General features: G+C 59.7%; 23 protein-coding genes. 18 read left to right on the forward strand and 5 right to left on the reverse strand.

Going from position 1 to position 26,580, the window contains the following annotated elements:
• Positions 1-43: 43 nt before the first annotated feature.
• The 3 genes from clpB to ADM64_RS07685 all read left to right on the forward strand — a co-directional run bounded on the left by clpB (position 44) and on the right by ADM64_RS07685 (position 5,222).
• Positions 44-2,623: an ATP-dependent chaperone ClpB gene (gene clpB / locus ADM64_RS07675; RefSeq protein WP_049193761.1), complete on the forward strand. Its 2,580-nt coding sequence runs from the start codon at positions 44-46 to the stop codon at positions 2,621-2,623.
• A 184-nt stretch (positions 2,624-2,807) separates the two neighbouring features.
• The gene (locus ADM64_RS07680) at positions 2,808-3,455 is read left to right on the forward strand and encodes a GNAT family N-acetyltransferase (protein ID WP_049193764.1); all 648 of its coding nucleotides are present in this window, start codon (positions 2,808-2,810) and stop codon (positions 3,453-3,455) included.
• 228 nt (positions 3,456-3,683) lie between these two features.
• Positions 3,684-5,222: an HNH endonuclease signature motif containing protein gene (locus tag ADM64_RS07685; protein ID WP_049193765.1), complete on the forward strand. Its 1,539-nt coding sequence runs from the start codon at positions 3,684-3,686 to the stop codon at positions 5,220-5,222.
• Positions 5,223-5,246: 24 nt separating this feature from the next.
• Here ADM64_RS07685 and ADM64_RS07690 read toward each other — a convergent pair whose 3' ends face one another.
• Positions 5,247-5,540, reverse strand: coding sequence for a hypothetical protein (locus ADM64_RS07690; protein WP_193390814.1), 294 nt, complete (start codon positions 5,538-5,540; stop codon positions 5,247-5,249).
• A gap of 131 nt (positions 5,541-5,671) precedes the next feature.
• Here ADM64_RS07690 and ADM64_RS07695 point away from each other — a divergent pair, with 131 nt between their 5' ends.
• The 8 genes from ADM64_RS07695 to ADM64_RS07730 all read left to right on the forward strand — a co-directional run bounded on the left by ADM64_RS07695 (position 5,672) and on the right by ADM64_RS07730 (position 14,313).
• Complete coding sequence (locus tag ADM64_RS07695) at positions 5,672-6,502, forward strand: sulfurtransferase (RefSeq protein WP_049193768.1); 831 nt, start codon at positions 5,672-5,674, stop codon at positions 6,500-6,502.
• A gap of 207 nt (positions 6,503-6,709) precedes the next feature.
• Positions 6,710-8,749, forward strand: a complete 2,040-nt coding sequence (locus tag ADM64_RS07700; protein ID WP_049193769.1) for a hypothetical protein — start codon at positions 6,710-6,712, stop codon at positions 8,747-8,749.
• A 51-nt stretch (positions 8,750-8,800) separates the two neighbouring features.
• Complete coding sequence (pyrE, locus tag ADM64_RS07705) at positions 8,801-9,361, forward strand: orotate phosphoribosyltransferase (RefSeq protein WP_049193770.1); 561 nt, start codon at positions 8,801-8,803, stop codon at positions 9,359-9,361.
• A 117-nt stretch (positions 9,362-9,478) separates the two neighbouring features.
• Positions 9,479-10,324 (forward strand): lysoplasmalogenase, encoded by an 846-nt coding sequence (locus tag ADM64_RS07710; RefSeq protein WP_016421548.1) that lies wholly within the window; start codon positions 9,479-9,481, stop codon positions 10,322-10,324.
• A complete protein-coding gene (locus ADM64_RS07715; protein WP_038626765.1) occupies positions 10,311-10,982 on the forward strand; it encodes a TrmH family RNA methyltransferase in 672 nt (223 codons plus the stop codon). The genes ADM64_RS07710 and ADM64_RS07715 overlap by 14 nt, the downstream gene beginning before the upstream one ends.
• A gap of 69 nt (positions 10,983-11,051) precedes the next feature.
• Positions 11,052-12,269, forward strand: coding sequence for a glycoside hydrolase family 76 protein (locus ADM64_RS07720; protein ID WP_049169856.1), 1,218 nt, complete (start codon positions 11,052-11,054; stop codon positions 12,267-12,269).
• Positions 12,270-12,401: 132 nt separating this feature from the next.
• A complete protein-coding gene (locus ADM64_RS07725) occupies positions 12,402-12,812 on the forward strand; it encodes a DUF3151 domain-containing protein (RefSeq protein WP_016421545.1) in 411 nt (136 codons plus the stop codon).
• A gap of 97 nt (positions 12,813-12,909) precedes the next feature.
• Complete coding sequence (locus ADM64_RS07730) at positions 12,910-14,313, forward strand: FUSC family protein (RefSeq protein WP_005510217.1); 1,404 nt, start codon at positions 12,910-12,912, stop codon at positions 14,311-14,313.
• 101 nt (positions 14,314-14,414) lie between these two features.
• On the opposite strand, the gene ADM64_RS07735 is transcribed toward ADM64_RS07730, so the two are convergent.
• Positions 14,415-15,107 (reverse strand): DUF1707 SHOCT-like domain-containing protein, encoded by a 693-nt coding sequence (locus tag ADM64_RS07735; protein ID WP_049193771.1) that lies wholly within the window; start codon positions 15,105-15,107, stop codon positions 14,415-14,417.
• 133 nt (positions 15,108-15,240) lie between these two features.
• Complete coding sequence (locus ADM64_RS07740; protein WP_224433541.1) at positions 15,241-16,185, reverse strand: hypothetical protein; 945 nt, start codon at positions 16,183-16,185, stop codon at positions 15,241-15,243.
• Between the two features lie 51 nt (positions 16,186-16,236).
• On the opposite strand from ADM64_RS07740, the gene ADM64_RS07745 reads away from it, so the two are divergent.
• From ADM64_RS07745 to purT, 6 genes are all read left to right on the forward strand, one after another.
• Positions 16,237-17,526: an adenylosuccinate synthase gene (locus ADM64_RS07745; protein WP_016421542.1), complete on the forward strand. Its 1,290-nt coding sequence runs from the start codon at positions 16,237-16,239 to the stop codon at positions 17,524-17,526.
• 257 nt (positions 17,527-17,783) lie between these two features.
• Complete coding sequence (locus ADM64_RS07750) at positions 17,784-18,374, forward strand: LppP/LprE family lipoprotein (protein WP_049193802.1); 591 nt, start codon at positions 17,784-17,786, stop codon at positions 18,372-18,374.
• 162 nt (positions 18,375-18,536) lie between these two features.
• Positions 18,537-19,175, forward strand: coding sequence for an LppP/LprE family lipoprotein (locus ADM64_RS07755; RefSeq protein WP_049193773.1), 639 nt, complete (start codon positions 18,537-18,539; stop codon positions 19,173-19,175).
• Between the two features lie 193 nt (positions 19,176-19,368).
• Positions 19,369-20,625: a glycerophosphodiester phosphodiesterase family protein gene (locus tag ADM64_RS07760; protein WP_049169869.1), complete on the forward strand. Its 1,257-nt coding sequence runs from the start codon at positions 19,369-19,371 to the stop codon at positions 20,623-20,625.
• A gap of 96 nt (positions 20,626-20,721) precedes the next feature.
• Entirely contained in the window at positions 20,722-21,753 is a 1,032-nt protein-coding gene (locus ADM64_RS07765; protein ID WP_049189472.1) for a nucleoside hydrolase, read from the forward strand.
• A 116-nt stretch (positions 21,754-21,869) separates the two neighbouring features.
• Entirely contained in the window at positions 21,870-23,090 is a 1,221-nt protein-coding gene (purT, locus tag ADM64_RS07770) for a formate-dependent phosphoribosylglycinamide formyltransferase (protein ID WP_048734516.1), read from the forward strand.
• Between the two features lie 90 nt (positions 23,091-23,180).
• Here the strand turns inward: purT and ADM64_RS07775 are convergent, their stop codons facing one another.
• Positions 23,181-23,684, reverse strand: coding sequence for a phosphoribosyltransferase (locus tag ADM64_RS07775; protein ID WP_048734520.1), 504 nt, complete (start codon positions 23,682-23,684; stop codon positions 23,181-23,183).
• A 64-nt stretch (positions 23,685-23,748) separates the two neighbouring features.
• On the reverse strand, positions 23,749-25,254 hold the full coding sequence (locus ADM64_RS07780) for an FAD-dependent oxidoreductase (protein WP_049189473.1): 1,506 nt from the start codon (positions 25,252-25,254) through the stop codon (positions 23,749-23,751).
• A 253-nt stretch (positions 25,255-25,507) separates the two neighbouring features.
• Between ADM64_RS07780 and ADM64_RS07785 the strand changes: the two genes are divergently transcribed.
• On the forward strand, positions 25,508-26,533 hold the full coding sequence (locus tag ADM64_RS07785) for a sulfite exporter TauE/SafE family protein (RefSeq protein WP_049193775.1): 1,026 nt from the start codon (positions 25,508-25,510) through the stop codon (positions 26,531-26,533).
• The last annotated feature ends 47 nt before the right edge of the window (positions 26,534-26,580 follow it).

A 26,580-nucleotide genomic window follows, 5' to 3' on the forward strand; every position in this document is an offset into this window, starting at 1 on the left:
TATGGGTAGTGAATGACAAAGTTGAGCCAAAGGGGCGCAAGTTATGAGTTTTACACCAACAACTAAGACTGGAGAAGTTCTCCAGGAAGCTATGAAGGCCGCGACCAGCGCGGGTAACCCGGATATCCGGCCTGGGCACATTCTGGTAGCACTGCTGGAGCAAAAGGAGGGTATTGCGGCTCCACTGCTTGAAGCAGCGGGCGTTAATCCTTCCGGGGTTTTGACCCGCGCTAAGGAGTTGGTCGCGGGGTACCCGTCGGCAAGCGGGGCGAATATGGCGAACCCACAGTTTAATAGGGACGCCGTTAATGCTCTGAACGCCGCCGAGGAGCTGGCGGGGGAGCTGGGAGACGAGTACGTTTCCACGGAAATTCTGCTTATCGGTGTGGCAACTGGCCAGTCGGAGGCGGCAACTGTGCTGCAGTCGGCGGGTGCTACTGCCGAGGCGTTAAAGGGTGCGCTGACTAGTGTGCGTGGATCGAGGAAGGTAACAACGGAGAATCCAGAAGAGCAGTACCAGGCTCTGGAAAAGTATGCGACGGACTTAACCGCGCGGGCACGTGAGGGCAAGATTGACCCAGTTATTGGCCGCGATGCGGAGATTCGTCGCGTGGTACAGGTCTTGAGTCGTCGTACCAAGAACAATCCGGTGCTCATTGGTGAGCCGGGCGTTGGTAAGACGGCCATTGTAGAGGGGCTGGCACGACGCATTGTTGCAGGTGATGTGCCGGAATCTCTGAAGGGCAAGACGCTGATGAGCCTGGATCTGGGCTCTATGGTCGCCGGTGCGAAGTATCGCGGTGAGTTCGAGGAGCGCCTGAAGGCGGTTCTGGACGAGATTAAGGAATCCGACGGTCAGATTATTACCTTCATCGATGAGATTCACACCATCGTTGGCGCTGGCGCCACGGGTGATGGCTCGATGGATGCGGGCAATATGATCAAGCCGATGCTGGCTCGTGGTGAGCTGCGTCTGGTCGGTGCGACGACCCTGGATGAGTACCGCAAGTACATCGAGAAGGATGCTGCGCTGGAGCGTCGTTTCCAGCAGGTCTTTGTCGGTGAGCCGAGCGTTGAGGACGCCATTGGTATTCTGCGTGGTCTGAAGGAGCGCTACGAGGTCCACCACGGTGTTCGCATCCAGGACTCCGCGCTGGTGGCTGCAGCAACGCTGTCGGACCGCTACATCACATCCCGCTTCCTGCCGGATAAGGCTATCGACCTGGTTGATGAGGCCGCATCGCGTCTGCGTATGGAGATTGACTCCTCGCCGGAGGAAATCGACTCCGCGGAACGCATCGTGCGCCGCCTCGAAATCGAGGAAATGGCCCTGGAGAAGGAAACTGACATCGCGTCGAAGGAGCGTCTGGACAAGCTCCGTGAGGAACTTGCAGATGAGCGCGAGAAGCTCAACGCTCTGAAGACTCGCTGGCAGAACGAGAAGTCCTCGATTGATGATGTCCGCTCCGTCCGCGAAGAGCTCGATGCCCTGCGCACTGAGTCCGAAAAGGCTGAGCGCGAAGGTGACTACGGGCGCGTCGCAGAGCTGCGTTACGGACGCATCCCTGAGTTGGAGAAGAAGCTGGAGGCCGCCGAGGAATCGGTCGCTGACGCAGAGGAAAACTCCATGCTCAAGGAGGAGGTCACGCCTCAGGAAGTCGCTGAGGTTGTCTCCGCCTGGACGGGTATCCCGGCTGGCAAGATGATGCAGGGTGAGACCGAGAAGCTGCTCGAAATGGAGCTCAACCTCGGCCGTCGCGTTGTTGGTCAGAATGCCGCTGTGGAGGCTGTCTCCGATGCCGTCCGCCGTTCGCGTGCGGGTGTTGCCGATTCGAACCGTCCGACTGGTTCCTTCCTGTTCCTCGGTCCAACTGGCGTTGGTAAGACAGAGCTGGCCAAGGCGCTGGCGGAGTTCCTCTTCGACGATGAGCGTGCGATGGTGCGCATCGATATGTCCGAGTACGGCGAGAAGCACTCTGTCGCTCGTCTGATTGGTGCTCCTCCTGGATACGTCGGCTACGACGCTGGCGGTCAGCTCACCGAGGCTGTTCGTCGCCGTCCGTACACCGTCGTGCTTTTCGACGAGGTCGAGAAGGCTCACCCGGACGTGTTCGATGTGCTCCTGCAGGTGCTCGATGAGGGTCGCCTGACCGATGGTCAGGGCCGAACCGTGGACTTCCGAAACACGATTCTGATTCTGACCTCCAACCTCGGTGCTGGTGGTACGCATGAGCAGATCATGGATGCGGTCAAGATGGCCTTCAAGCCGGAGTTCATCAACCGTCTCGACGATGTAGTGATCTTCGATCCGCTGACCTCCGAGCAGCTGCGCGGCATTGTGGACATTCAGGTTCGCAACCTGGCAGAACGCCTGGAGGCACGTCGTCTGGTGCTGGATGTCTCCGATGAGGCACTGGATTGGCTGTCGGAGCGCGGCTACGACCCGGCCTACGGCGCCCGTCCGTTGCGTCGTCTGGTGCAGAAGGCAATCGGCGATGAGCTGGCACGTCGACTGCTCGCTGGTGATGTTCGCGATGGTGACCGCGTAGAGGTCACGGTTGCTGACGATGGCGAGTCGCTGAAGGTTGTCGGCTATGACGAGGATGGCGTAGCCCGAATCTAGGGCGCCTGATACTCAGGGCGATAACTGCTGAGCAGGCTGTCTGTTTGTTGGGGCGGTTTGAGAGAGTTTTCTCCTGAACCGCCCTTTTTGTGCTTTTATTGTCCAGATTTATGTGTCTTGTGACCGACCGTGTGGGCTTGTTGCATTCCGGTCAGTCTGGAGTGCGCCGGTATAGTGCGCAAATATGACTAACTTTCAGTGGCGACCAGCGACAGACTCCGACCTCCCCTTCATTGCCTGGATGGACGAACTAACGGAAACATTCGGAGATGAAAGTCAGCCACTGCCGGAAGATTATGTAGTCACGAGGCGTCAATACGTCGACCAGTGGGACGCGAGTCAGGGCGGGGTTATCCTTTTCGCCACTTCGCTTGACGACGCTGACCTCGAGTCGCTCAGTAGCGACATGACCCGCACTGACCCATTTGAACCGAGGGTTTCTCGCGAGGCTACCTACAGTGCGGCCGCCATTAAGAAGGAATGGTTGGAGCGCGGGGATTCGTCGTCAAGTGAAGAGCACGAGAGCTACGAAGTGCCGGTGGGGGCGGCCTGGCTGCGTACGTTTACGCAGGACGGACCGGGGTACGGTTTCGTGGAAAATGGGATTCCTGAGGTAGCGATTGCGCTGCGTCCAGGTGTTGTTGGGCGCAGGCTGTCGCAGCCGATGATTGCGGGGCTCCTTGAGTATGCGCGTGAGCTGGGGTACCCGGGGGTTAGTCTGGCTGTCCATGATGCCAATCCGCGGGCGGCGAAAGCTTATGTGAAGGCGGGGTTTGAGCTAGTGGGACGCTCGAGCTTCCCGGACCATGACGTGATGGTGGTGCGGTTTTAGGGTTTCGGCGTGCAGTTTTTGGTGGGGGCTGCGCGGGTTGGTCGGGTGTTCAGGGCGGATGGTGGGGTGTTTAGGCGCTGGAAGCGAGGCAGCGTTTCGGAAAAAAGTTCGAAAAAGTTGACTTAGGGGGTTGTGGTGTGTCGAATGGGTGTGCGATAATGTGGGGGAGGGAAATTAGTTAGTCCATTTGGGGATTCGGATTGCTAGCGTTTTAAAAGGGGTGGGGAAATGTCTACACCATCGGCGTCAAACGGCGGTGGACCGCTTTCGACATCGCAGGTTTTAGATGCGGTTGCGCAGTTTGAAGCTCTGTCGACAGTCATCGTGGAGAACTTCGAAGTACTTTCGCCGGATCATGCGCACGATGCATATAAGTCGATTGAGAAAGCGCGAAAACGACTCGCAGTAATTGATGCGACTTATGTGGAGACCATGAAGGGGCGGATGCCCAGCGCGGAGCACCGAAGGATCGCGTGGCTAGCGCAGGAGATGCGAATCTCGCGAGCAGAAGCGAGGCAGCGTATCAATGTCGTCGGACGTCTGAGTAGGAATGTTGATCCGTTTGCTCCGGCGAATGAGGATGTGCGAATGCCGAACCTTCGTCAGAAGGTTGAGGAAGGTGTTGTCGGTGCGGATGCTGTTTCGAAGATTGACAAAGCCGTTCGTGAGCTGCCGGCAACGGAGCATGCACAGCTGTCTAGGCTGCTGGACAAGCACATTGCAGATTTAGTGGACAAGATCCGTGTTGATGATCTCAATAAATTGCCGAACCGCCTGCGGGCGATGTTGGGGGTTGATGACCCGTATACGGATGAGGACCGCGCTCGGAAACGAAGCCTAAAAATCGGTGCTCAGGGGCCGGACGGCATGAGCCGGTTGAGCGGTGTGGTTACGCCTTCGTTTGCAGCGGTGCTCAAAAGGCTGCAGGCGGATCATGCGCGCCCTGGCGGGTTACTCGAAGAAGGTGCCGATGACCAGCGGAATCCGGAGCAGCGTTTTCATGATGCCGTGGAAGCGGCGGTGAATGGGGGCTTTCAGCCAGGCGGTGACCTTCAGCCGGCGCGGGGGACGACATCGGTGGTCACCGTCGCGCATATCGCAGATGTGGCAGCGCTAGCTGGAGTCTCCTTGCCTGATGGGAAAGATTTTGTACTTCCTGGATCGGGCAAAGCGGTCTCTGATGCGGGAGTGCGATTTTCCATTAGTCAGGCCGTGCAACAGATGGTTGATAGAAATTCGTTCCTCCAAGTCTTGGGGAATGAGGGGCAGACCTTGTACTTTGGTCGGTCCCGCAGGCTGGGGACTTTGCCACAGTATCTGGCCCTTCTTGGAGAGGAAGGAGGTTCCTCCGCGCCGGGCATGGGCACTCCGGGAGCTATGTGTGATGTTCACCATGTGCAGTCGTGGTCTTCCGGTGGTGGCACTGATCTGGATAATCTCACGTTGGTTGATCCGGGTACGCATCGAAAGATCGATGATGCTCGATGTGATGAAAATGCTTGGTGGACGCTTCGGCCGGATGAGGTGCCGGGGATTCTAGGAACTGACGAAGGGGACGGGGTTAGTGGGGAGTGCGAGCCGGTCTCTACTGATCGTGTGGTCTGGGTGGCCCCGAAAGGCAAGGAAGGAAACCGAAAAGCGGAATCCAATGAGGACCCCGATACGTTCGATAGCCCGGGGCGCTGGTTGCGTCGTAAAGCGCGAGAGACACGGGCGGGGGACACAGCGGATGGCAATGGTGAGACGGGACAGGATCCCGGTGGGTAGTCGGGTAGGGAGCGGGGTCCTGGCTTAGAGGCTGATCTTCCGTTTCGTAGTCAGCTTTGCGTTAATGAAGCGGTTGAGGAAAGGGGCACCGACGCTGGCGGCATAGTGCAGCAATTTTGTCGGCAGGCTGACAGGGAAGTCAGCCTTAGTAATCGTGTCCTGTTTCTGGTCGATGCAGTCGACGATTGCGTTGGCGACATCAGCTGGTGTGATGCGAATACCCATGCGCTTGGTGCCGTCAGTGCTGACATTTTCGAGCAGAGACGTCAACAACTCCGACGGTTTAGCCGCGGGAAAGCAGTTTTTCTGCGGTGGCACGGCCGATTCCATGGCCTGCGTTTGAGATGAAAACGGCCAGGTGGGCAGCATCTTCAGACATCTTCCCGAGCTCCTAGTTTTAATAACGTACATATCGCGCTACCAAGTCAATCGATTTAGAATCCGGGATTATGACAACATCCATCTCGGTACAAGAGCTTCGTGACAAGATTGCCGGCGGCGGTCGCATCGTCGTCGTTGACGCACGCTGGTCGCGCGCTAAAAAACCATATGACTCCTACGCTACGGCTCACATCCCTCTGGCCGTGTTTTGTGATCCCGAGTTGGATCTAGCGGGTGTTCCCAGCCGAGAAGCTGGTCGCAACCCGCTGCCGGATATCGAGCGTGTGCGCGATGCCGTCCGTCGTTGGGGAGTCCGCTCGGAGCATCTGGTGATCGTCTACGACGCGGGCGATGGGCTGTTCGCGTCACGTGCTTGGTGGATTCTGCGCTGGGCGGGTCTGGAGAATGTGCGTGTCCTCACCGGCGGGTTAGCTGCTTGGGAAGCAGATGGAAACGAGACTGCCTTCGGTCCCGGCAATCTGCCGCAGCCTGGAACGATTGCGGTGAGCGAGGGCAATATGCCTGTTGCCAGCCTCGACGACGTACGCACCTGGTCTGAACGTGGAATTTTGGTGGATGCGCGTGAGTCCAGCCGCTTTGAAGGCCGCAGTGAGCGCGTCGATCTGCAGGCAGGTCACATCCCGGGTGCCGTGAACCTGGCGGCTCGCAGTCTGCAAAATGCCGACGGTTCCTTCCTGCCTGTTGAGAAGCTCCGTGAGCGCTTTGCCTCCGTCGGTATCGAAGCCGGTCGTAACGTAGCGGTCTACTCCGGTTCCGGTCTTCATTCCTCACTGTTCATTCAGGCCATGGAAGAAGCGGGCATTACTGACGCCTCGCTGTATGTCGGAGGCTGGTCCCAGTGGGCTGGCAATCCGAGCCTGCCTATCGTCCGTTTCTAAGCGGCGCCGGACTCGCATGTGTCCGGGGCAGGGCGACCGCCCCCCAGGGAACCCCTGATGTGTCGTCCATGTGGATATTTCCCCTCGCCCTTACGGTTCTAGAGAGTCCTGTACGCTCTCGCCTCGGGCATTGGCATTGCGCCAGACGGGGGACGGCATATTGTCGCTGACCAAATAGAACGGCTTCTGGCTTAAGCTAGGAGATTAATGATTCCCCTAGTATTCACCCTCGCAGCGATCCTCATCATCGCCGCAGTCGCGCTGTTCGTTGTCGACCGCCGCCGTCGCAGCACAAGTGAGACTGCTGTGGCGTCTCCTTCGTCGCCATCGCTTTACGACGAGCCTTCGGACTCCACCGGCGAAGTAACCGGTGTGGCGGCAGAAGATGTTGTGCCTGAACAGCCGGATTCTTCAGAGCAGGGCAGCTCTGAGACAGCTTCTGTGGTGAGACCGAATGTCGCAGCTGGCGCTGACTCTGAGGTTGTCGCTGAGACTGATGGTGCCGCTGAAGTTGACCCTGAAACTGAGTTTTCGACGACAGAACTGGGTACTTCAGCTGGGCAAATGATGCCGGCGGAGCCTGAATCTGTCGCGGGAATCGAACCGGCGGCCCCTGCTGAAATGTCCGAAGCAACAGAAAACACGGGAGCTTCCGAAACATCGGGACCAGCAGCTGACCTGAATGCGGGAACGGACGGGACTCTCCGAAGTAACGCGGAGTCCGGCGCGGAGTTTGGCACAGGGGCCGGCGCGGAGCCAGCCGAGTCAGTGACTGCTGAAGATACTGATACCGTGGATGAGCCCGAGACAGGTTCAGTGGGCGACACCATTGCCACAGAGGCCAACAGCACCACCGCCGCTGACGCTCGCACTGGAACTGTTGACGGTACAGAATTCCAGGCTGCGTCGGTCGAAAATACCGAGACCGGCGAAGTGCCGCAATCATCCGATTTTGCGGCGCACGCCCAGGCCACTCAGGTCACCCAACCCGCCCAGCCCACAGAGCCCACCCAGCCCGCGCAACCGCAGCGCGCCCAGCAGAAGTCAGTGGCTCCTGTCCGTCGACGTATCAGCGGTCGCCGGGTGCGTCACTTGCGGAAGGCCTGGGCGCAGGAACGTAATTCTGTCTACAACCGTGTGGACCATGAGCTGCCGTCGTACTGGCAGCGCACGCCGGACGGCGATGCCAAGGCCGTGGTCTCCGGTTTCGCCTTTGGCCGGGAAATGCACCTCGCCGATGTCGGTGGCATCACCACCATCGCCATCCGCCGCTCTGTATCCAGCGATGAGGTTTTCGAGCTGCGCCGCAGCGGCGGCACGACGCTGCCTCACGTAGCCACCGAAGCCGGCCTGGTAGTCGCAGCTACCGACCCAGAGCTCATTCATCGCATCTTCGACGACCGTGCAACTCGCATGCTTGCCGACGTGCACCCGGCCATTACCCGCATGTGGTCCGAAAACTCCTGGTCCTTGGCTCAGTTGATTGATAATTCAGTGCCAGAGGACTGGGACGGTGCACTGGCATCGCTGTCGGACTTCTCCGACATTGCGCGCAGGTTGCCACCGGCGGAAGGTGAAACCGTCGCTCCGGACGCTAATCAGTGGGATCCCACTCGTTTGCAGCTCACCGAGCAGTCCGTTGACTCTGGTTCCTTGATCTCGGATGGAACCGGGCGTGGGCACTTGCACGCGGTACCAGACCAGCGTCGCAACGGTTCTGCTAACCATGAATCGCAGAATCACAGCTCACAGAACGGGCATGCCCAGAGTCACAGCGCGCAGAATAGCAAGGGCGAAGAGCCGCTGGACGTTGAGGAAATTGTTTACGCAGATTCTCCTTCGTCCTCGTCCGCTGCCACCGTGGATGCAACCACGGATGATTCGCAGTGGTCGTCGCAAAGCAATGCACAACCCACGGTGGTGCAGGCGATTGACGGCTCGTCGTGGCGCCCTACGCGGGATATACCGCTTGATCCGACGGCGCTGCCTTCGCGGTCAACGGCACGAAAGATGGGTGCAAACGTTGGTGAGTCGGAGGACATTGGGGATTCTGACCAGCAGATTCCTGCGCTTGGGGAGGACCCCGAACATAGCCGGATGCGCTCGAGCCAGGGGCGTGTGGTGCGATCAAATGTGAAGCCCGCCAGTATTTTTACCGACGCCGCCCCAGACCTCGACAGCAGCGACGACCCCACCGAATCTATGTCCGAGGACAAGGGCGTAACCCCTGATTCCGCGGACGAGTAGAACCAGACATATCCTTGAGCACACAGTCGTTTATTTAGGAGACAACCTCAGATGAGCATCCACACGAGCAATGTCAATCAGGAGAAGCTGCAGCGTTTGGCCGAGCTGGTCAAGGAGCTGGCGGTTGTTCATGGCAAGGTCACGCTGTCGTCTGGACGTGAGGCTGATTACTACGTTGACCTGCGCCGCGCCACTCTACATCATGAGGCCTCGCGTCTGATTGGTTCTCTGCTACGAGAGCTCACTGGAGACTGGGACTACGCGCACGTCGGTGGTCTGACGCTTGGCGCGGACCCGGTGGCTACCTCTGTCATGCACGCCGAAGGGCGCCCAATTGATGCCTTTGTGGTGCGTAAGGAAGCCAAGAAGCACGGCATGCAGCGCCGCATCGAGGGGCCGGACATTGTGGGCAAGAAGGTCCTGGTTGTTGAGGACACCACCACGACGGGCAACTCTCCGCTGACTGCCGTCGCTGCCCTACGTGAGGCCGGTGCTGAGGTTGTCGGTGTCGCCACGGTGGTTGACCGCGCGACGGGTGCCGGCGAGGTCATCAAGGCTGAAGGCCTGGAGTACCGTTATCTGCTCGGTTTGGATGACTTGGGTCTGGCCTAAGAATCTGAGCGCTAGAGCTATCGCCGAGCCTCACCCTGCTCGCCGAGCCTCACCCTGCTCACCGAGCCTCACCCAGCTCACCGCCCCAACGCAGTCCCACGAAAGAGGAACATCCCCATGACCACCAAGCGCGCAGGACTCCTGTCCAAGCTCACCACGACCAAACTTCCCGGCACAAAGGAAACCGTCGCTGACATGTTTGTGCGTCGCACGGGCGAGGGCCTCGGCGCACTCGTCGGTATCGCCAGCGCGAGCTCCGACACTCGCCGTGCCCCAGAACGTGCCGGCTACATCGCCGCCAGTGCGGTCAACGTTGTCTCCAGTGCCTTCGGCTGGGAGACTCCACGTCGAGTTTCCAAGACTGTCCTCATGCCACTGTTGGCGGCCAATGTTTGGCGCCGTCGCCACGAGACGTCTCGCTTTACGACGACCACCCTGCTCATCGGCCTCGCCGGCGGTTGGCTGGGCGACTTGATTCTCATGCCGAATAAGCCGAACCTGAACCGCGGTTCTGTGCCGTTCGCAGTTAACCAGGTTGCCTACCACGTGCTGCTGTGGCGTGCCGGAGCTCGGATTAGCGCGCTGCGTGCTGCCATTCGCTTCCCACTGTGGGCTGGTTCGGTACCGCTGGTCGGTGCTGTAAAGCCCGAGGCGCTGCCCGCTGCTGTTGGCTACGGTCCGCTGCTGGCTGTGACCTCCGCACTGGCCGATGACCCGGCGCTGCTGGAGGGTGCCGGTGCTGTCGGTACTGATGAGCAGACCGGCCTACCGATTGCCGATGCCGCCTACGGCCTCGGCCACGGTGGCAACCTGTTCCTCGTCTCCGACACGCTACTGATGGCTCGAAAGATGTTTGCGGAGGAGGGCGTCGTCGGCAAGCTTCTGAATGCGGCAGTGATGGACACCTACACCGTGGCGCAGTTGTTCCTGGTCGAGGGGCTGTTGGCTCTTGACCGCGCCTGAGCCCGGGAAGGGGCCGACGGAATGGTTTGAGGCTCGTGTCGGGGTGGGGCCGTGGGAGCAGGAGCACCCGAACGAACCCCGGCCGACCGGCCCAGAATACGATGAGCAGCTTCTGGATGAGGGCGACCGACGTAATGTCGTCGATGCCTACCGCTACTGGACGATGGAGGCTATCGTCGCGGAGCTGGATAAGCGTCGTCATCCGTTGCATATCGCCATCGAGAATTTTGAGAATGACTCCAACATTGGCACCGTGGTACGCACCGCAAATGCCTTCCTGGTGGAGGCCGTGCACATCGTGGGGCGCAAGCGTTGGAATCGTCGCGGCGCGATGGTGACTGACCGCTACCAGCACTTGCTGCACCACGAGACGGTGTCGGAGGTCATTAGCTGGGCGCGCGAGCATGATTTGGCTGTCGTGGCCGTGGACAATGTGCCGGGCTCCGTACCCATCGAAACCGTTGAGTTGCCCGAGCGTTGTCTTTTGCTCTTCGGCCAGGAGGGGCCGGGAGTGACTGAAGAAGCACAGCAGGCGGCGGATTTGACGGTGTCGATTGCCCAATTTGGCTCGACGCGTTCGATAAATGCGGGGGTAGCGGCGGGTATTGCCATGCACTCTTGGATTCGTACTCATGCAGATATCACCGCGGCCTGGTAATTGTCTGCTTAGGTGTTTTATTTCGAAGGCTGTTTTAGAGCTGTTTCACAGCCGTTTTAAGGAGAGCCAGTGGTTCTAAAAATGTCGCGTCCGGAGGCCGAAACGTGGGCCTATCGTGCGGACGTGGCTGAACAGGCGATTCGCAACCGTCATGCGGCGAAGCTGTGGGGTCTTCCGGGCACGAATTTGGCAATGGCTTCCTGGCCCGCGCCGCTTCGACATAAGGTCTTCATCAACTGGCATTACTGGTGGCAGGCGCAGTATCTCGACTGCCTGGTAGACGCAGCCAAGCGCGTGCCTTCTAAGGAGAAGTACCGCGCTATCCGCCAGACCACTCGGGGTATCCGCATTCGCAACCTCACGCTGCTGACCAAGAACAAGTACTACGACGATCGCGCGTGGATGGCGTTGGCGCTCGGGCGTGCCGACGCTGTCCTCGGCGCATCGGTGCCCAAGAAGACGACAGCACGGCTGATTTCATGCTTGGGCGATGGTCGGCAGGAGTCCACGGGTGTGCTGCCGTGGCGTGAGCAGGACCTCTTTTTCAACGTCCCCTCGAACGGTCCTGCAGCCATCGCTCTGGCCCGGGCTGGTCGTATCAAGGAGGCAGAGGAACTTATCGATTGGGTTTACGCCAACCTCCTGTCGGACTCAGGGCTGCTCTACGACGGCATTCGCTTGTCCATGGCAGGTGCCGTCGTGCAGAAGGGCATGTTTACGTACAACCAGGGTGTCATGATTGGCGCTTGCCTCGAAGTGGGACTTGCGCTTCGGGCGCACGGCCAGCGTGAACAGGCGACGAAGTATTTCACGCGCGTGCAAAACCTCATCCACGCGGTGGCAAAGGATTTGGCGACCACCGACAATGTTATCGCCGGTGCCGGTGGCGGCGATGGTGGTCTGTTCAACGGCATCCTGGTGCGATACCTCGCCGATGCGGCGGTGCGTTTGCCTGGAGACAATCGCATGAATCGCGCGGCAGCTCGCATTGCTCGCCGACTGGTTCTGGCTTCGGGGGAGAAGTGCTGGTACCACCGCCTCGAGGTTGATGGCCTGCCGCTTTTCCCCGCAGATTGGAACGATAATGCTCAGTTCCCACAGGGCGGTTCGGTTGCGCAATCAGTCGGTGGCGCGGTTCGCGGTTCGGCGATTAAGGAGCGTGACCTCTCTGTCCAACTGTCGGGTTGGATGCTGATGGAAGCGTGCGCCCGAGTGGCCGATTTTGTTGCGACCAAGCTGGAAAATGGTGAGTCGTTGGATTCGACGAAGCCGAGCTGCCCGGAGTAGTCGGGGAACGCTAGTTGGTCGTCATCTGGCGCTTGCCGACGTTGTACCACCGCGCTGTGCCCGCCGTTGCCAACAGGGAGTCACCTACTGAGCCCCTGCCATCGCCACGTGATGCCTGGCACAATAGGACGCATGAAACTCAATGACATGATGGCTCCTGCTCCCGTGAAGCTCCCCGTTCTTGACGAGGCCGTTGCTGCCCGCAACGGTGGCGCAAGCCCGGAGGCCGTGGTTCGCGCATGCCCGCGCGATTCCCAGGCTTGGGCGGATTTGGCTGAAAGCGCCTTGTCCGAGGGCCAGGAGATTCAGGCCTATGCCTTCGCTCGCACTGGTTACCACCGCGGTCTGGACCTGCTGCGTGGAAACGGCTGGAAGGGGTTCGGAGCCATTCCGTGGGAGCACGAGCCGAATCGTGGTGTGCTCCGCGCCTTCGCAGCGTTGGCTAAGGCTGCTAAGGCTATCGGCGAGGATGATGAATTCGATCGCATGATGGCGTTGCTGCGTGACAGTGATGAATCCGCGTTGCCAGAACTGGGTCTTTAATCGCGCACAGAGATTCAGCGGGCACATAAGAGTGCACAACAGCACAACGGGTACATAAAAAGCGCACAGTTTTTTACATGAGGATGGTGACTTCGGCATGGCTGGCATAGCTGGTGGGGAAGATAAGGATGCCGCAGCTGCCAGGAATCTAGAGGACCTTGCTCCCGCGCATGTCGACGACCTCGTCGAAGCTAAGGAAACGCAATTCGTCGAGGATAATCCGCGCCCGGATTTCCAAGATTTTCGCAATACGTACCTACATCCGGCCTCCCGCGCAGCAAACAAGTTGCGTCAGAAAGTGAGGCCCCGCACGCGTTTCCTCCATGCGATTGACCGTGTGCGCTCCCGTTGGATGCTCATTGTCCAAGCCACGTTAGCCGCTGGGTTGGCCTACTGGTTCGCACTTGAGGTACTGGGGCACCCCAACCCGTTCTTCGCGCCGATGGCCGCTTTCATCAGCCTCAACGTGATGACCGCAGGTCCTCGCTTAAAGCACTCTGTGGAGTTGGTGCTCGGTGCCTCGTTGGGAGTCGGCATTGGTGATGTGATTATCTCCATCCTCGGCTCGGGTATCTGGCAGCTGACCGTCGGTGTGTTCGTCGCCATGGTCATCGGTGTGTTTGTCGGTCGAGGACCGCTTGTGGTCAACCAAGCGGCATCTTCAGCCGTGCTCATCGCCACCATTATTCCGCCGGGCACCGCTGGTTCTTATTACCGAATGATCGATGCTCTCGTCGGTGGTGTGGTGGGCATTATTGTGCTCATGATATTGCCGCGAAGCCCGCTGGCGGGTGCTCGCCGCAAGGTGGCCAAGGTCCTCGACATGGGTGCAGATGTACTTTATGACATCGGCATCGGCATGAAAGAGGGCGACACCGATCGCATCCGCACCGCACTGAGCGTGGTGCGCTCCATGCAGGCGCAAGTCTCGCTGATGGACCGCACTGTCGCCGACGCGGGCGAGCAGGTCCGTATCTCGCCGTTGCTCTGGCGCTCCCGGGATCGAATCCACTCGCTGTCACGTATGGTTCATCCCGTCGACAACGCCATGCGCAACATCCGTGTGCTCGCGCGTCGCGCTATCACAGCACGTGAGGACCACATCGACTTCTCGTCCGAACTGTGCGCACTTGTTCTCGGCGTGTCTGAAGGTACGCGTCTGGTCAGTCATGTGCTTGACGACGAAGCCGCCGTGCGCCGAATCCCAGAGTGGGGCGAGTTGCCTTTCGAGTCCGGCGACATCGCTATCGCTCAGCTTTCCGAGGGATCCGGAGAGGTCAAGCTTGAAGACGTGGTTCGGTACTTGCGTCGTTTAGCGGCGAAAATGCACCCACGCGTGATCGAGGACGCAACGCTGTCGGAACAGGTTGTGTTTGCGCAGTCCCGCTCATTGGTGGTGGACCTGTTGCAGGTGTGTGGCCTGTCCAGGCGTTCAGCTGTGGCAACGCTGCCGCCGACGACCCCGTTCCCAGCAATGCCGCCGGAGGTATGGGACGAGTAGCCGGTGAGGAGTGGGTGAGTAGCGGCTCGCTAGGCGCCCGTCGGTTACTGCCCACGTGCTCCGGCGCACATGCTACTGCCCACGTGCTATTGCAGCATGCTCTAGTGCGGTACGCGCTTGACCTCGACGCCGCCGAAAGCGACAAAGCCGCGCACAATAATCTTCGGAGCCTGTCCTGCGCCAGGAGCAGGAAGGTTACGTCCCGGGTTTCCAGTAACATCCGTGCCGCCGAAGATGGGCAGCACGTCGACATCAACCTGGTAGTGGTCGGGGACAATGACGTCGACTCCACCGAAGGCGCAGCCAATGTTGACGACAGTGGTTTCCGCGGTCAGGATGGCCTCGCGGAAATCCAAGCCAGTCCCGCCGAAGGCCGCCACCGTGGTGTGCGTGGGAGCGCACGTCCACGGGCCTCTCTTGTCGGTGCCGCCGAAGATGCCGATGGAGAGCTTCGAACCAGTTGCCGCGGCGGAGCTATCAATCCGAGCTGGTTGATGATTGTTGGCTGCATTCGGTGCCACCGAATGGTGCTCGTCCGGGACGCTGTGTAGGTTCGGGCGCAGGTTAGGGTTTGGGTGCGCATGTGGAGTCGGCTCGGCCAGGTTCGCGGGCAGCGACAAGTCCTGTGTCAATGCGGGCAACTCATCGATGTACGTCGCCTTTTGGGCTTTCTCGGTGCGCTCCTGCAATTCCGCAAAGTCAATCTGGCCATCGCGGAATGCCCATTCCAAGCGTTCCAGCGCAGTGTGGCGGGCTTGGTCGCCAGCGCGTAGCCGTGGGGTGTTGTCAGTCATGATGCTGTCCTATCGAGGCAGTGGCGGGCAGTGGCTTTAACACCCAAATGTTATCTGTACTCGAACTTTCGCGCAGGTCACTTTCATGCACGCCACTTTCGCACAGGCAGACCGTGGCTATTGCCCGCCGCAGTTAGTGCACAATCTGCAAGTCGCGAAGGTGTCGGTACAGAGTTGTCTTCTCTCTCGGCTTTCGTGACTCCACGCCATCGCGCACATATCGGAAGCCCAGGCCACCAACTTGAACTGCCCGACCCGTCATCGGACGGTGTAGCTCGCGGGCCGGGGCTTCTTTCGCTTTACGACGGCCACCGCGCCCCAATCCGAGTCGGCTCAGCAGGCCTTTGCCGCTCTCACCCTCGTTACCGTTTTCCGCATCCGGCGCCGGAACTTCGGCCGCAACGATGCCCGGGGCATCGGGGGTAGGGCGAATCTGCAGGCCGGTGGATGTGCCGGAGAACATCTGATGCTCGTCGACATAGACCTCGCCAGTAAACCCGTTTGCCGAGGACACTCCGGTAATTCCCGGCTCTGTCAGTAGGGCGTAACCAACAATTGCGTGGCCGGTGTCGTCGCGAATCAGCGGCACTGGCGTCGTCGGGCGTGTGAGCGCGGCCGCCGCATCGAGCCCTTCTCCTCCTTCGATGCCCCAGTTTTTGGCCGCGGTCGAGGGCGCGGTGGGGACATGTGCCACTTCAATCCACAGGAGGTTCTTGCGCATCAGGTAGGTTGCCACGGTAGCCAGTGCCGCGTCGGTGCCAACGACCACAATTCGTAACGGCTCGCTCGGCTTTTGCGGAGCGGGTTGCGGAGCGCCTAAGTGGTCGACTTTCTTCTGCTTGGAGATTTCCTCCGGCGTCGGAGCTGTATCGACAGGCAGTACGTCCTTGGCCAGGTCGTCGATGAAAGCCAGCTCCTTGCGGGTGGGGATCATCGCGACGTCGTGAAGCGCATAGGCGGGTGGTGCCGGAGTAGCTGGTGCTGATGGTGTGGACGGTGCTGATGTAGACCATGATTGGCGGAGCAATTGGGAAAACGCGGGTACATCGGGGCCACACTGCAGCACAACAATACGCATAGGACTACACTCTAATGCGTCGTCTGCAATCCCAGGAGTTGAAGTAGGACTATGGCCGCAATCATTATCGTCGGTGCCCAGTGGGGCGACGAGGGCAAGGGCAAAGCAACCGATATTCTCGGTGGCCGCGTCGACTACGTCGTCAAGCCCAACGGTGGCAATAACGCCGGCCACACCGTTGTCGTCGGCGGTGAGAAGTACGAGCTGAAGCTGCTTCCGGCGGGTGTGCTGTCGGAAAACGCTGTGCCGATTATCGGTAACGGCTGTGTGGTCAACCTCGAGGCGCTTTTCGACGAGATTGATGGCCTCGAAGCTCGCGGTGCAAAAGCCTCCCGCCTGCGCGTTTCCGGCAATGCCCACATGGTTGCTCCGTACCACCAGACGCTGGACCGCGTGACCGAGCGCTTCCTGGGTAAGCGCGCTATCGGCACCACTGGCCGCGGTATCGGCCCGACGTATGCCGACAAGGTCGGCCGTACGGGCTTGCGTGTCCAGGACATTCTGGATGAGTCGATTCTGCGCCAGAAGATTGAGTCTTCGCTGGCTCAGAAGAACCAGATTCTGGTCAAGCTGTACAACCGCCGCGCTATCGACCCGGATGAAGTCTTTGATTACTTCATGGGCTTCGCCGATCGTCTGCGCCCGATGATTATCGACTCGGAGTTTGAGCTCAATCAGGCTTTGGATGCCGGCAAGCACGTCCTCATGGAGGGCGGCCAGGCCACCATGCTCGACGTCGACCACGGCACCTACCCGTTCGTGACCTCCTCGAACCCAACCGCTGGTGGTGCCTGCGTGGGCACCGGCATCGGCCCGACGAAGATCACTTCGGTGCTGGGCATCATGAAGGCCTACACCACCCGCGTCGGTGCTGGCCCGTTCCCGACGGAGCTGTTCGACAAGTGGGGCGAGTACCTGCAGACCACCGGCGGTGAGGTCGGAGTCAACACCGGCCGTAAGCGCCGCTGTGGTTGGTACGACTCGGTGCTGGCTCGCTACGCCGCGCGCGTCAACGGTTTCACGGATCTGTTCATCACCAAGCTGGATGTCCTGACTGGTATCGGCGAGATTCCGATTTGTGTCGCTTACGACGTTGATGGCGTGCGTCACGACGAAATGCCACTCACCCAGTCGGAGTTCCACCACGCTGTCCCGATTTACGAGACCATGCCTGCATGGGACGAAGACATCACTGGCTGCCGCACCTTCGATGAGCTGCCGGACAAGGCCAAGGATTACCTGAACCGCCTGGAGGAGCTCTCTGGCGCTCGCATTTCCTACATCGGTGTTGGCCCGGGTCGTGACCAGACTATCGTTGTCCACGACGTGCTGGACAACTAGCGCTGGACACTTAGTCTGGGGACAGTGGCGAACTAGCCGGAAAATAGTCCGGCTTTCGACCCGACTTTATCGAACTGTTAGATAAAAAATCTTCGGTGTCGAAACCGCTGGCTGCTGTAAAAAAGAACATTTGCTAACCACGAGAAGGCTCTGGGAATTGTCAGTTGACACTGGCATCCCAGAGTCATTTTTGTATCGTAGGCCTCACCGCGTGGTCCAACGACAGAAGTCCAAACGACAGAAGGCGTGTGGTTTTCATGCAAAACACAGGACACCGAGTACAACGACTGGCAAGTTCCGCCGTACTTTCCGGCGCGATGATTTTCTCCGCAGTAGGTGGAGCCGTTGCAGCTCCTGCGGCTCAGGCGGAACCGGCCCCAGCACCGGCGCCGGCTCCAGCTCCCGCGAAGGCGGATCGCTGTACCCCGAACCCGGCTGCACCTGAAATCCAAGAGGCCCTGGATAAGGTCAACAGGGAGCGTCCGAACAACCATGATGGGTGGAAGTACACTGGCACCTCCAACTTCAGCCCGTGTAGCGATTTGAGCTTTGCTCTCGCAGATCAGGCCAAGCAGGGAAACGCTCAGTCCTCCACTGTGCTGTTGATGTTCCACAAGGGTGAGTTCATTGGTACGGACTCTGACCGGCCTCAGCACATCAACAAGGTGACGCCGACCCCCGATGGTAAGAACATCTCAGTGATCTACCACGACTGGGAGGCCCAGGAGGCCGCAGGTGCGCCGAACGCTGATGCGGCCAAGTTCACCTCTAATGTTCACTTCTTCTGGAACGGAGATCACGTTGTCCACGAGGGCAAGATTCCCGGCGGCGCGACACCCGCTTCCTAAGGACTCCCGAGAATTTTCGAGAGCTTTCGAAAATTCTTGGACACTCCCGGGGTCTCTTGAGTTTTCCCAAGTAAACTCAATTCCGAGTCGGACATGAGAAAGTAATGCTCCGTCGTAGCGCAGTGCTTGAGAAAACTTGAGAGAACAGAAGAGGTTCCAGCCATGAGTGGTCATTCAGTTCGTCGCGGGTCGATGCTGGTTAGCGCGGCGGTCGCAGGTGTAGTGGCTTTGTCCGGTTGCTCCACTGATGAGACCGCAGCACCGACCTCTGCTTCTCAGGTAGATCAAGAAACGACGACCATCACTACGACCACCACTGTCGAGGATGACAGTGAAAGTGCAGATACCCCCAATCCGGATGTCGATGACAACGACTCCGATGGGGGTTCTTCTGCGCCAACTCAGGAAGAGGCTTTCGAAGAAGCGGTTGCCGACCTGAACTCAATGGAAGGTGGCAATGGCAGCGGTTGGACAGTCACGGACGATACGAACTGGGATACCACCAGCGAGTTGACCTTTGCCTCAGCAGTACAGAATGAAATTACGCATTCAACTACCGCTGGTGCAGTGCTGCTGTTTCATAAGGGCGAGTACGTGGGTACCGCCGGTGGTCCGCAGACAATCAACTCGGTCGAAGGCGATGGCAAAACTGTGACCGTCAATTTCTTCGATGTCAATAAAATGATCGAAGACGGCGGTGCCTTCGCCTTTAAAGACCAGTACAACGCTCCCGTTACGTACTCCTGGGATGGGTCAGAGGTCGCTCAAGACGGCGAGATTCCAAAGGCAGAGGGAAATTAAACGCTCACCCAGCACTCGCTCCAGATGCGAGTGCTGTCAGGCCGTTTTAAAGTAGTGGCGCACCACACAGTTTTCACCCAGATTTCTGTGTTCCGTAAACCTCCGACGGTAGTTTGTCGACACTGTGTTGTCGGTACTATGCCGTCGCTATGAAGTCGCTAATACTACGCCCAAAGAGGAAAAATCACCGGCCATGTCTTCTCGCAACTCATCTGACTCCATGTTTGACGAACGGACCAAGCAGAGCGAGCAGCCTCAGAATTCACGCGTCCACGGCACGCGTCGCGCAATCGCGGCCATCGCTATGGGCGCGTTTGCTATTTCTCCTATTGCAGCATGCAGCAATGATGCGGACAACGACGCGGCATCGTCGTCAAGCAGTGCAAGCGCGGTTAGCACTACGTCGAGCGAAGAGAAGACCTTTGAAAAGCAGCAGGTCGCTGAGCTGAATGCGGCCGCGAATGTGCGGCCGGCTGCGATGGCTAAGCTGCCGGAGGGTTTTGATCTGCAGTCACACCGTGGTGGTCGCGGTGAGTGGACGGAGGAGTCCAAGCAGGCGATGATCAACTCGTTGGAGCTGGGCGTTACGACGTTGGAGCTGGACATCGTCCTGACGAAGGATGGCGTGCCTATGGTCTGGCACGATCCGGAAATCCAAGACGACAAGTGCTCGGACACCGAGCCAGTGACGGAGGGGGACCCGCAGTACCCGTACGTCGGCAAGCTCGTACATGATCTCACCTATGAGCAGGTACAAACCCTGGTCTGTGACAAGAAGCTCGAGGACTTCCCGGATGCGGAGCCAATCAAGGGCAATAGGATGATGACCCTGCCGGAGCTGTTCGAGCTGACTAAGGATAACCAGGACATCCACTTCAACATTGAGACCAAGATCGAGGGCGAAAAGCGCGCTGACTCGGCAGAACCGCAGGAGTTCGTCGATGTGATTCTCGACGAGATTGACCGCGCGGGTGTGGCTGATCGTGTGATGATTCAATCCTTCGATTGGCGCTCGTTGCCGCTGGTCGCGGAACGGAACCCGGAGATTCCGCTGGTCATGCTGTGGGACGAAACCACCTGGAAGAAGGATTCTCCTTGGATTGGCGATGTCAATTACGACGAGGTCAATGGCGACATCATCGAGGCCGCCAAGCAGCTCGGCGTGCAGGTGCTCTCGCCGACGCACAGCATTCCTTACGGCAAGACACCGTCGGATGCTGACTACCACCCGGTCGCCACGCCGGAGCTAATCTCCCGTGCGCATGAGGCCGGCATGAAGGTGGTGCCATGGACGGTGAACGAAAAGGAGACCATGCGCGAGCAGATTGCCGCTGGTGTCGACGGCATCATCACCGACTACCCGACGCGACTGCGCGAGGTCTTGGCCGAGCTGAATATGCCGCTGCCGGAGCCTGCTCCGGTGGGTGATGCAGCGATGTCGACGAACTAGTAAACCCGGCCAGCACCAGCGGAAACTCGTCTGTATCCCTGTTTTGCCCATGTTTAGCTCTGCGGGCCGAGCGTGTTTCGTGTCACACTTGACCTTATGACGCGTTTGAAAGTGCTTGCCGACGTTGACACGGGTATCGATGACAGTCTTGCTCTCGTCTACCTCGCGGGGTTGCATACCGCAGGCGAGATCGAGCTGGTGGGTGTGACCTGCGCAGGTGGTAACACCACTGCGGCATGGTCTGCCCGTAATACCAAGTACATGCTGAATCTTTGTGGTTGTCCGGAGGTTCCGGTCGTCAGCGGTTTCGAGGGGCCCGCTGACCGTGAGCTGACCACCACGCCTGAGACTCATGGCCCGTACGGGCTGGGCTACAACCTGGCGCCACCGGCCGTCATCTACGAACCGGGGCGCGCAGGAGCGGCGGATCCGCTGGCGCTGTGGCGCCAGGTCATCGAGCAGGCACGGTCGACGGGGGAGAAGGTGCACCTGCTGGTCACTGGCCCTATGACCACCTACGTGGCCGCTTTGAAGAAGTACCCGGAACTCATGCGGGAGCTCGACGGCGTGACCATTATGGGTGGTGCTGTGGAGTACCACGGTAACGTTACCGAGTTTGCGGAATGGAACTTCTGGGTTGACCCCACCGCGGTCATCGAGGTCTTCGGCACCGCGGGCGCTGTGGCCGTCGAGCGCCCGGAGGATGCCGTGCGCAGCATCGCCACCGCCGCAGGCGCGCCGGTGCCGACGCTGGTTCCGCTCAATGTCACCGAGACCATCACCATTAGTGATACTGAGATTGAATCCTGGCGAGATGCCGGTATGAACCCGGAGCTACTGCGTGTTCTGCGTCGCTCACTGAAGTTCTACTTTGAGTTCCACCAGGGAGTTGGAGTCGGTTACAAGGCGCAGGTTCATGACCTCTTTGCCGCGATGGTGGCCGTCGGTGCGGTGACCGGGGAAGTGGAGAAGATGCGTCTCGTGGGCGTCGATAAGCGAACCTTTGCAGATGAGCCAGCACGCCGCGGCCAGGTGGTGGAGGATTCAGCCGGAGCGGTGGCGAATGTTGTCCTGGCCGCTGACCGTGAGGTGGCGCTGGCTGAGTTCCAGCGGGTGTTCCCGCGCTAGGTTCCCGCCCGTGCCCGCCGCGGTGAATCAGCTCGCTGTCGTATGCTGGAGGCAATCAATTTAACAGCTGCTGGTTGCGCAGCGTATGTGCCGTAGACGAAAGCGAATTTATCTCGATGTTCACCCCTGAAGTCACCGGAACCCCGTACCAGCCGGGAGCAACGCGAGTTCTGCTGCTCGGCTCTGGCGAGCTCGGCAAGGAGGTGACCATTGCTTTCCAGCGTCTTGGCGTTGAGGTGCACGCTGCCGATCGCTACGAGCATGCACCGGCACACCAGGTAGCTCACCACGCCTACGTGTTGAATATGTCGGACCCTAGCGCACTGCGGGACCTGATTCTCCAGGTCAAGCCACACTTCATCGTCCCTGAGATTGAGGCTCTGGCAACCGAGGTGCTGGCAGAGGTCGAGGAAGATGAGACGCTGGACGTCACCGTTATTCCGACCGCACGGGCGACTCAGCTGACCATGAACCGAGAGGGTATTCGCCGCCTGGCTGCGGAAGAGGTGGGGCTGCCGACTTCCCGCTATCACTTCGCCTCCAGCTTTGATGAGTTCACCGCAGCTGTTGATGAGATTGGCTTCCCATGCGTGGTCAAGCCGGTCATGAGTTCCTCGGGCAAGGGACAGTCCACGCTGCGTTCGCCGGAAGATGTCCAGGCCGCGTGGGATTACGCCATGAGTGGCGGTCGCGTTGAGTCCGGTCGCGTCATCGTGGAGGGCTTCGTCGATTTCGACTATGAGATCACGCTGCTGACCGTGCGCTCCGTTGATCCGGAGACCGGCGAGGGGGCAACGTGGTTCTGTGAGCCCATCGGCCACCGTCAGCAGGATGGTGACTACGTTGAGTCCTGGCAACCGGCTGCCATGAGCGAAAACGCCCTGGACAATGCTCGCTCTGTCGCCGCGCGCATCACCAACGCGCTGGGCGGTCGCGGTATCTTCGGCGTCGAGCTGTTTGTCCGCGGCGATGAGGTGTGGTTCTCCGAGGTCAGCCCGCGTCCGCACGACACCGGCATGGTCACCATGGGTACGCAGCGTTTCTCCGAGTTCGAGCTGCACGCGCGCGCAGTGTTGGGTCTGCCTATCGACGTCACGCTGGTGTCCCCGGGAGCCTCCGCTGTCGTCTACGGCGGTGCTGACATCGAGCAGCCGGGTTACACCGGGCTGACGGAGGCCATGGCTATTCCGGAGACCGATATTCGTATCTTTGGTAAGCCGGTTGCTGGCCCGCGTCGCCGCATGGGTGTTGCTGTTTCGACCGCGGATTCTGTCGATGCTGCTCGTGAGCGCGCATCGGAGGCGGCATCAAAGATTAAGGTCGTCGAACTGGGCTAGTTCGACGACCTAGTGTGCGCTGCGGTACGGCCTTAACTGGCTCCGCAGCGCACTTTTTGTGTGCCCGCTGTGGTGCGTAAGCTACTTAATCTACTTGGACTTCTGTACCGGTGGCTCGGCCGACCAGGGGAAGACAATCCAGTCATCGGTGTGCTTCCAGACGTAGTCCGGTGCAATCTCCGAGCGGGACTTGCCGTAGAGCACAGCGGAACGGACTTCAGCGCCGTGCTTCTTGAGCAGGTCGAGCACCAGATGCAGCGTGCGACCGGAGTCAGCCACATCGTCGACGACCAGCAGGCGGCGGTTGGAAATCGATTCGATGTCCAGCAGCGGCTCCAGCAGAACCGGATCCGGCAGGGTCTCCGCCACGTCGGTGTAGAACTCGACGTTGATGGCGTCAGAGAGCTTGACGCCCATGGTGTAGCTGAGTGCGCCTGCTGGCAGCAGGCCACCGCGGGCCACGGCGATAATAATCTCCGGGTCGAAGTCCGAGTCGACAATCTGCTGTGCCAGTTCACGGGAGGCGACGCCGAAGCCTTCCCAGGTCAGAACTTCCTTGACGTCCAGGTTGGATGAGTCTGCATGATAAGCCATGTATTAACTCTAATCCGAAGATCGACTGACGTGCACAATCAACTGTCCGGTTAGACCCGATGCGCTAGCTCGCGACGGTCTCCACAACAGCTTCGTGCACAGCTTCGGCCACGTCATCGGCATCTGGCTGCTTTGCGACGACCGTGGAGGCCGCAACCATGTCAGCCCACTCGACCAGCTTCTTGCGCTCGCGGCCTTCGGCTTCGCCCGCGGCACGCTCGGCGGCGTCGAGTGCGTGCCAGCCCTCCCAGGTGGTGACCTGGAGGCCCTTGTCGGCCAGGAACTCGTCGACGTCGTTATGCGTGGGCTTTGCAGGTGCGGCCAGGCGACCTGCCTCCCAGTCGGCGATGAGGTTGCCGACAGCTTCGTTGGCATCGCCCTTGGTGTTACCGATTAGGCCGACCGGGCCACGGCGAATCCAGCCGGTGGTGTACAGGCCCTGGATGTGGTTGCCGTCGATGTCGTCAAGCACGCGGCCGCCGGCATCTGGGATGGTGTGCGTGCCGGTGTCGAACGGTACGCCGGTGACTGCGTCGGAGCGGTAGCCGACTGCGCGGTAGACCGCACCGACCGGCCATTCGGTGAACTTGCCGGTGCCGCGGACGCCACCCTCGCCGTCGAGTTCGGTGCGTTCGGTGCGGATAGCGCTGACGTGCTGTACTCCATCTTCACCGGTCTCGCCGATGATTTCGACCGGGGACTCGAAGAAGTGGATGAAGAGCTTGTGCGGGGCGCCCTTTGGCTCGCGGATGGCGTAGTTTTCCAGAATCGTACAGACCTGATCGGTGATCTTGGACTCGCGACGGGACGTTTCGGAGGCGGCATCGTACTGGATGTCCTCCGGATTCACGACAACCTCAATGGTGTCAGAGTGGTCCAGTTCCTTCAGCTCCAGTGGAGTGAACTTTGCCTGAGCCGGACCGCGACGGCCAAAGACATGGACTTCGCGGGCGGCATTCTTTGCCAGGCCGTCGTAGACGTTGTCGGCGATTTCGGTGACGTGCAGCTCATCGGCAGTCTTGGCGAGAATACGGGCGACGTCGAGACCCACGTTACCGACGCCGATCACAGCGACCGACTCAGCAGAGAGGTCCCATTCGCGAGCAAACTCCGGGTGGGAGTCGTAGAAACCTACGAACTCACCGGCGCCGTAGTGCTCCGGCAGATCCGAGCCCGGGATGTTCAGATCGCGGTCGCCGGTCGCGCCAGTGGCGAAGATGATGGCGTCGTAGAACTGGCGCAGTTCATCAACGCTGACCTGCTTGCCGACGTCCACGTTGCCCAGCAGTCGAACCTGCGGCTTGTCCAGCACTCGGTGGAGGGACTTAATGATGCCCTTGATTCGCGGGTGGTCTGGCGCAACACCGTAGCGGATGAGGCCGAACGGCACTGGAAGGCGCTCGTAGAGGTCGATGGCGACATCGCGGCCGGACTTCATCAGCGCGTCGGAGGCGTAGATGCCGGCCGGGCCCGAGCCAACCACGGCTACACGCAGTGGCGTGGTGGAGTTGGCGAGATCGGGCAGTGAGGAAGCGGCCGTGTTCTGGGCTGCAGTCTGGTCGTTGGTCATTGGGTGGAATCCTTTTTCTACGTTTTCTTTGTCGCGATTGCTTATCGTAGACCAACCGGTCTATGCTTGCTGAAACAGAATATAGACAAACTGGTCTACAAAAAGCAAACACAAAACACCGCAAGAATCACTGCTTTGGCTTGAGAGGGTTTTGCTGCGCATCGCTTCTGCTGAATGAGCTCTGAAAGGGGCTCGTCGTGCGAGCATCGTGGCAACGGCAGGCTCTGGTTGGGTAAGCGGGGAAGGGCTTGTCATGGAAAAACTCATAGTCTTCGTGCTAATCGGCCTTGGCGCGCAATTAGTCGACGGCACTCTGGGGATGGCTTTCGGTGTCACCGCTACTTCGCTGTTTATTGTCGCTGGTAGTAGTGCTGCCACTGCGTCGGCGGTGGTTCACGTAGCAGAGGTGGGTACGACACTGGCCTCCGGTATTTCACACTGGCGATTCGGCAATGTCGACTGGCGACGCGCGCTGAGTCTTGGCGTGCCGGGTGCTATCGGTGCCTTTATTGGTGCGACCTTTTTGGCGAATCTCGACGGTGATGCCGCGACGCCTGTGACCTCGACAATCTTGCTTTTCCTCGGTCTGTGGGTGATTATCCGCTTCGCCTTTTTGGCCAATGTTAAGCGCAAGAAGAAGGCCTGGGGGGCGAAGAAGCTCGCTCCGCTGGGGCTCTTTGGTGGCCTGCTTGATTCCACTGGAGGCGGTGGTTGGGGGCCTGTTACCACCTCAACTTTGCTCGGCGCTGAGGCTGACCAGCCGCGCAAGATTATCGGTACTGTCTCTGCGGCGGAATTTCTCGTTGCCTTGGCGGCTGTACTGGGCTTTTTGCCCAAGCTGCGGGAGGAATTCACTCAGCATGCCGCACCGGTAATTGGTTTGTTGTGCGGTGGTGTGATTGCGGCACCCTTGGCTGCGTACCTGGTGGGGCGCATTAATCCGCGGCTGCTTGGGATTGCGATCGGCGGCGTGTTGGTGGGGCTGAATATTCGCACTCTGTTTTCGTCGCTGGTTTCTGGGGGCGTACTGACGACAGCGCTGCTCGTGTGGGCTTTTGTTGTCGTTGTGCTGGTGCTGTGGGCGCGTTCGCACGACACTCTTCCGGGGCTGCGTCAGCGGGTCCAACTTGAGCCGACTTCTCAGTCTTCCTCGGCTGATGTGCCTAGTTCTGGATCTCCATCACCCGCTTCGGTTGATGCCGGGGCCGAGGATGCTTCTGAAGGTGTCAAAGTGGGTGCGAAAAACGGTGTCCGCGTGGGCGAAGCGGAAGTCCGCTAGGTATCCGAGCGTGTCCCGGCTTGCACTAGCCAGACTGGTCGGTCTAA

The organism is Corynebacterium sp. 401_CJEI, from assembly GCF_001076435.1.
Lineage (GTDB): Bacteria > Actinomycetota > Actinomycetes > Mycobacteriales > Mycobacteriaceae > Corynebacterium > Corynebacterium jeikeium_D.

Coding starts and splice junctions, on each gene's coding strand:
- ADM64_RS07735 (WP_049193771.1), bottom strand. CDS start 15,107: ATGACTGACAACACCCCACGGCTACGCGCTGGCGACCAAGCCCGCCAC.
- ADM64_RS07760 (WP_049169869.1), top strand. CDS start 19,369: ATGTCTTCTCGCAACTCATCTGACTCCATGTTTGACGAACGGACCAAG.
- ADM64_RS07775 (WP_048734520.1), bottom strand. CDS start 23,684: ATGGCTTATCATGCAGACTCATCCAACCTGGACGTCAAGGAAGTTCTG.
- ADM64_RS07730 (WP_005510217.1), top strand. CDS start 12,910: ATGGCTGGCATAGCTGGTGGGGAAGATAAGGATGCCGCAGCTGCCAGG.
- ADM64_RS07685 (WP_049193765.1), top strand. CDS start 3,684: ATGTCTACACCATCGGCGTCAAACGGCGGTGGACCGCTTTCGACATCG.
- ADM64_RS07700 (WP_049193769.1), top strand. CDS start 6,710: ATGATTCCCCTAGTATTCACCCTCGCAGCGATCCTCATCATCGCCGCA.
- ADM64_RS07740 (WP_224433541.1), bottom strand. CDS start 16,185: ATGCGTATTGTTGTGCTGCAGTGTGGCCCCGATGTACCCGCGTTTTCC.
- ADM64_RS07780 (WP_049189473.1), bottom strand. CDS start 25,254: ATGACCAACGACCAGACTGCAGCCCAGAACACGGCCGCTTCCTCACTG.
- ADM64_RS07755 (WP_049193773.1), top strand. CDS start 18,537: ATGAGTGGTCATTCAGTTCGTCGCGGGTCGATGCTGGTTAGCGCGGCG.
- ADM64_RS07695 (WP_049193768.1), top strand. CDS start 5,672: ATGACAACATCCATCTCGGTACAAGAGCTTCGTGACAAGATTGCCGGC.
- ADM64_RS07785 (WP_049193775.1), top strand. CDS start 25,508: ATGGAAAAACTCATAGTCTTCGTGCTAATCGGCCTTGGCGCGCAATTA.
- purT (WP_048734516.1), top strand. CDS start 21,870: ATGTTCACCCCTGAAGTCACCGGAACCCCGTACCAGCCGGGAGCAACG.
- ADM64_RS07680 (WP_049193764.1), top strand. CDS start 2,808: ATGACTAACTTTCAGTGGCGACCAGCGACAGACTCCGACCTCCCCTTC.
- pyrE (WP_049193770.1), top strand. CDS start 8,801: ATGAGCATCCACACGAGCAATGTCAATCAGGAGAAGCTGCAGCGTTTG.
- ADM64_RS07725 (WP_016421545.1), top strand. CDS start 12,402: ATGAAACTCAATGACATGATGGCTCCTGCTCCCGTGAAGCTCCCCGTT.
- ADM64_RS07745 (WP_016421542.1), top strand. CDS start 16,237: ATGGCCGCAATCATTATCGTCGGTGCCCAGTGGGGCGACGAGGGCAAG.
- ADM64_RS07765 (WP_049189472.1), top strand. CDS start 20,722: ATGACGCGTTTGAAAGTGCTTGCCGACGTTGACACGGGTATCGATGAC.
- clpB (WP_049193761.1), top strand. CDS start 44: ATGAGTTTTACACCAACAACTAAGACTGGAGAAGTTCTCCAGGAAGCT.
- ADM64_RS07710 (WP_016421548.1), top strand. CDS start 9,479: ATGACCACCAAGCGCGCAGGACTCCTGTCCAAGCTCACCACGACCAAA.
- ADM64_RS07750 (WP_049193802.1), top strand. CDS start 17,784: ATGCAAAACACAGGACACCGAGTACAACGACTGGCAAGTTCCGCCGTA.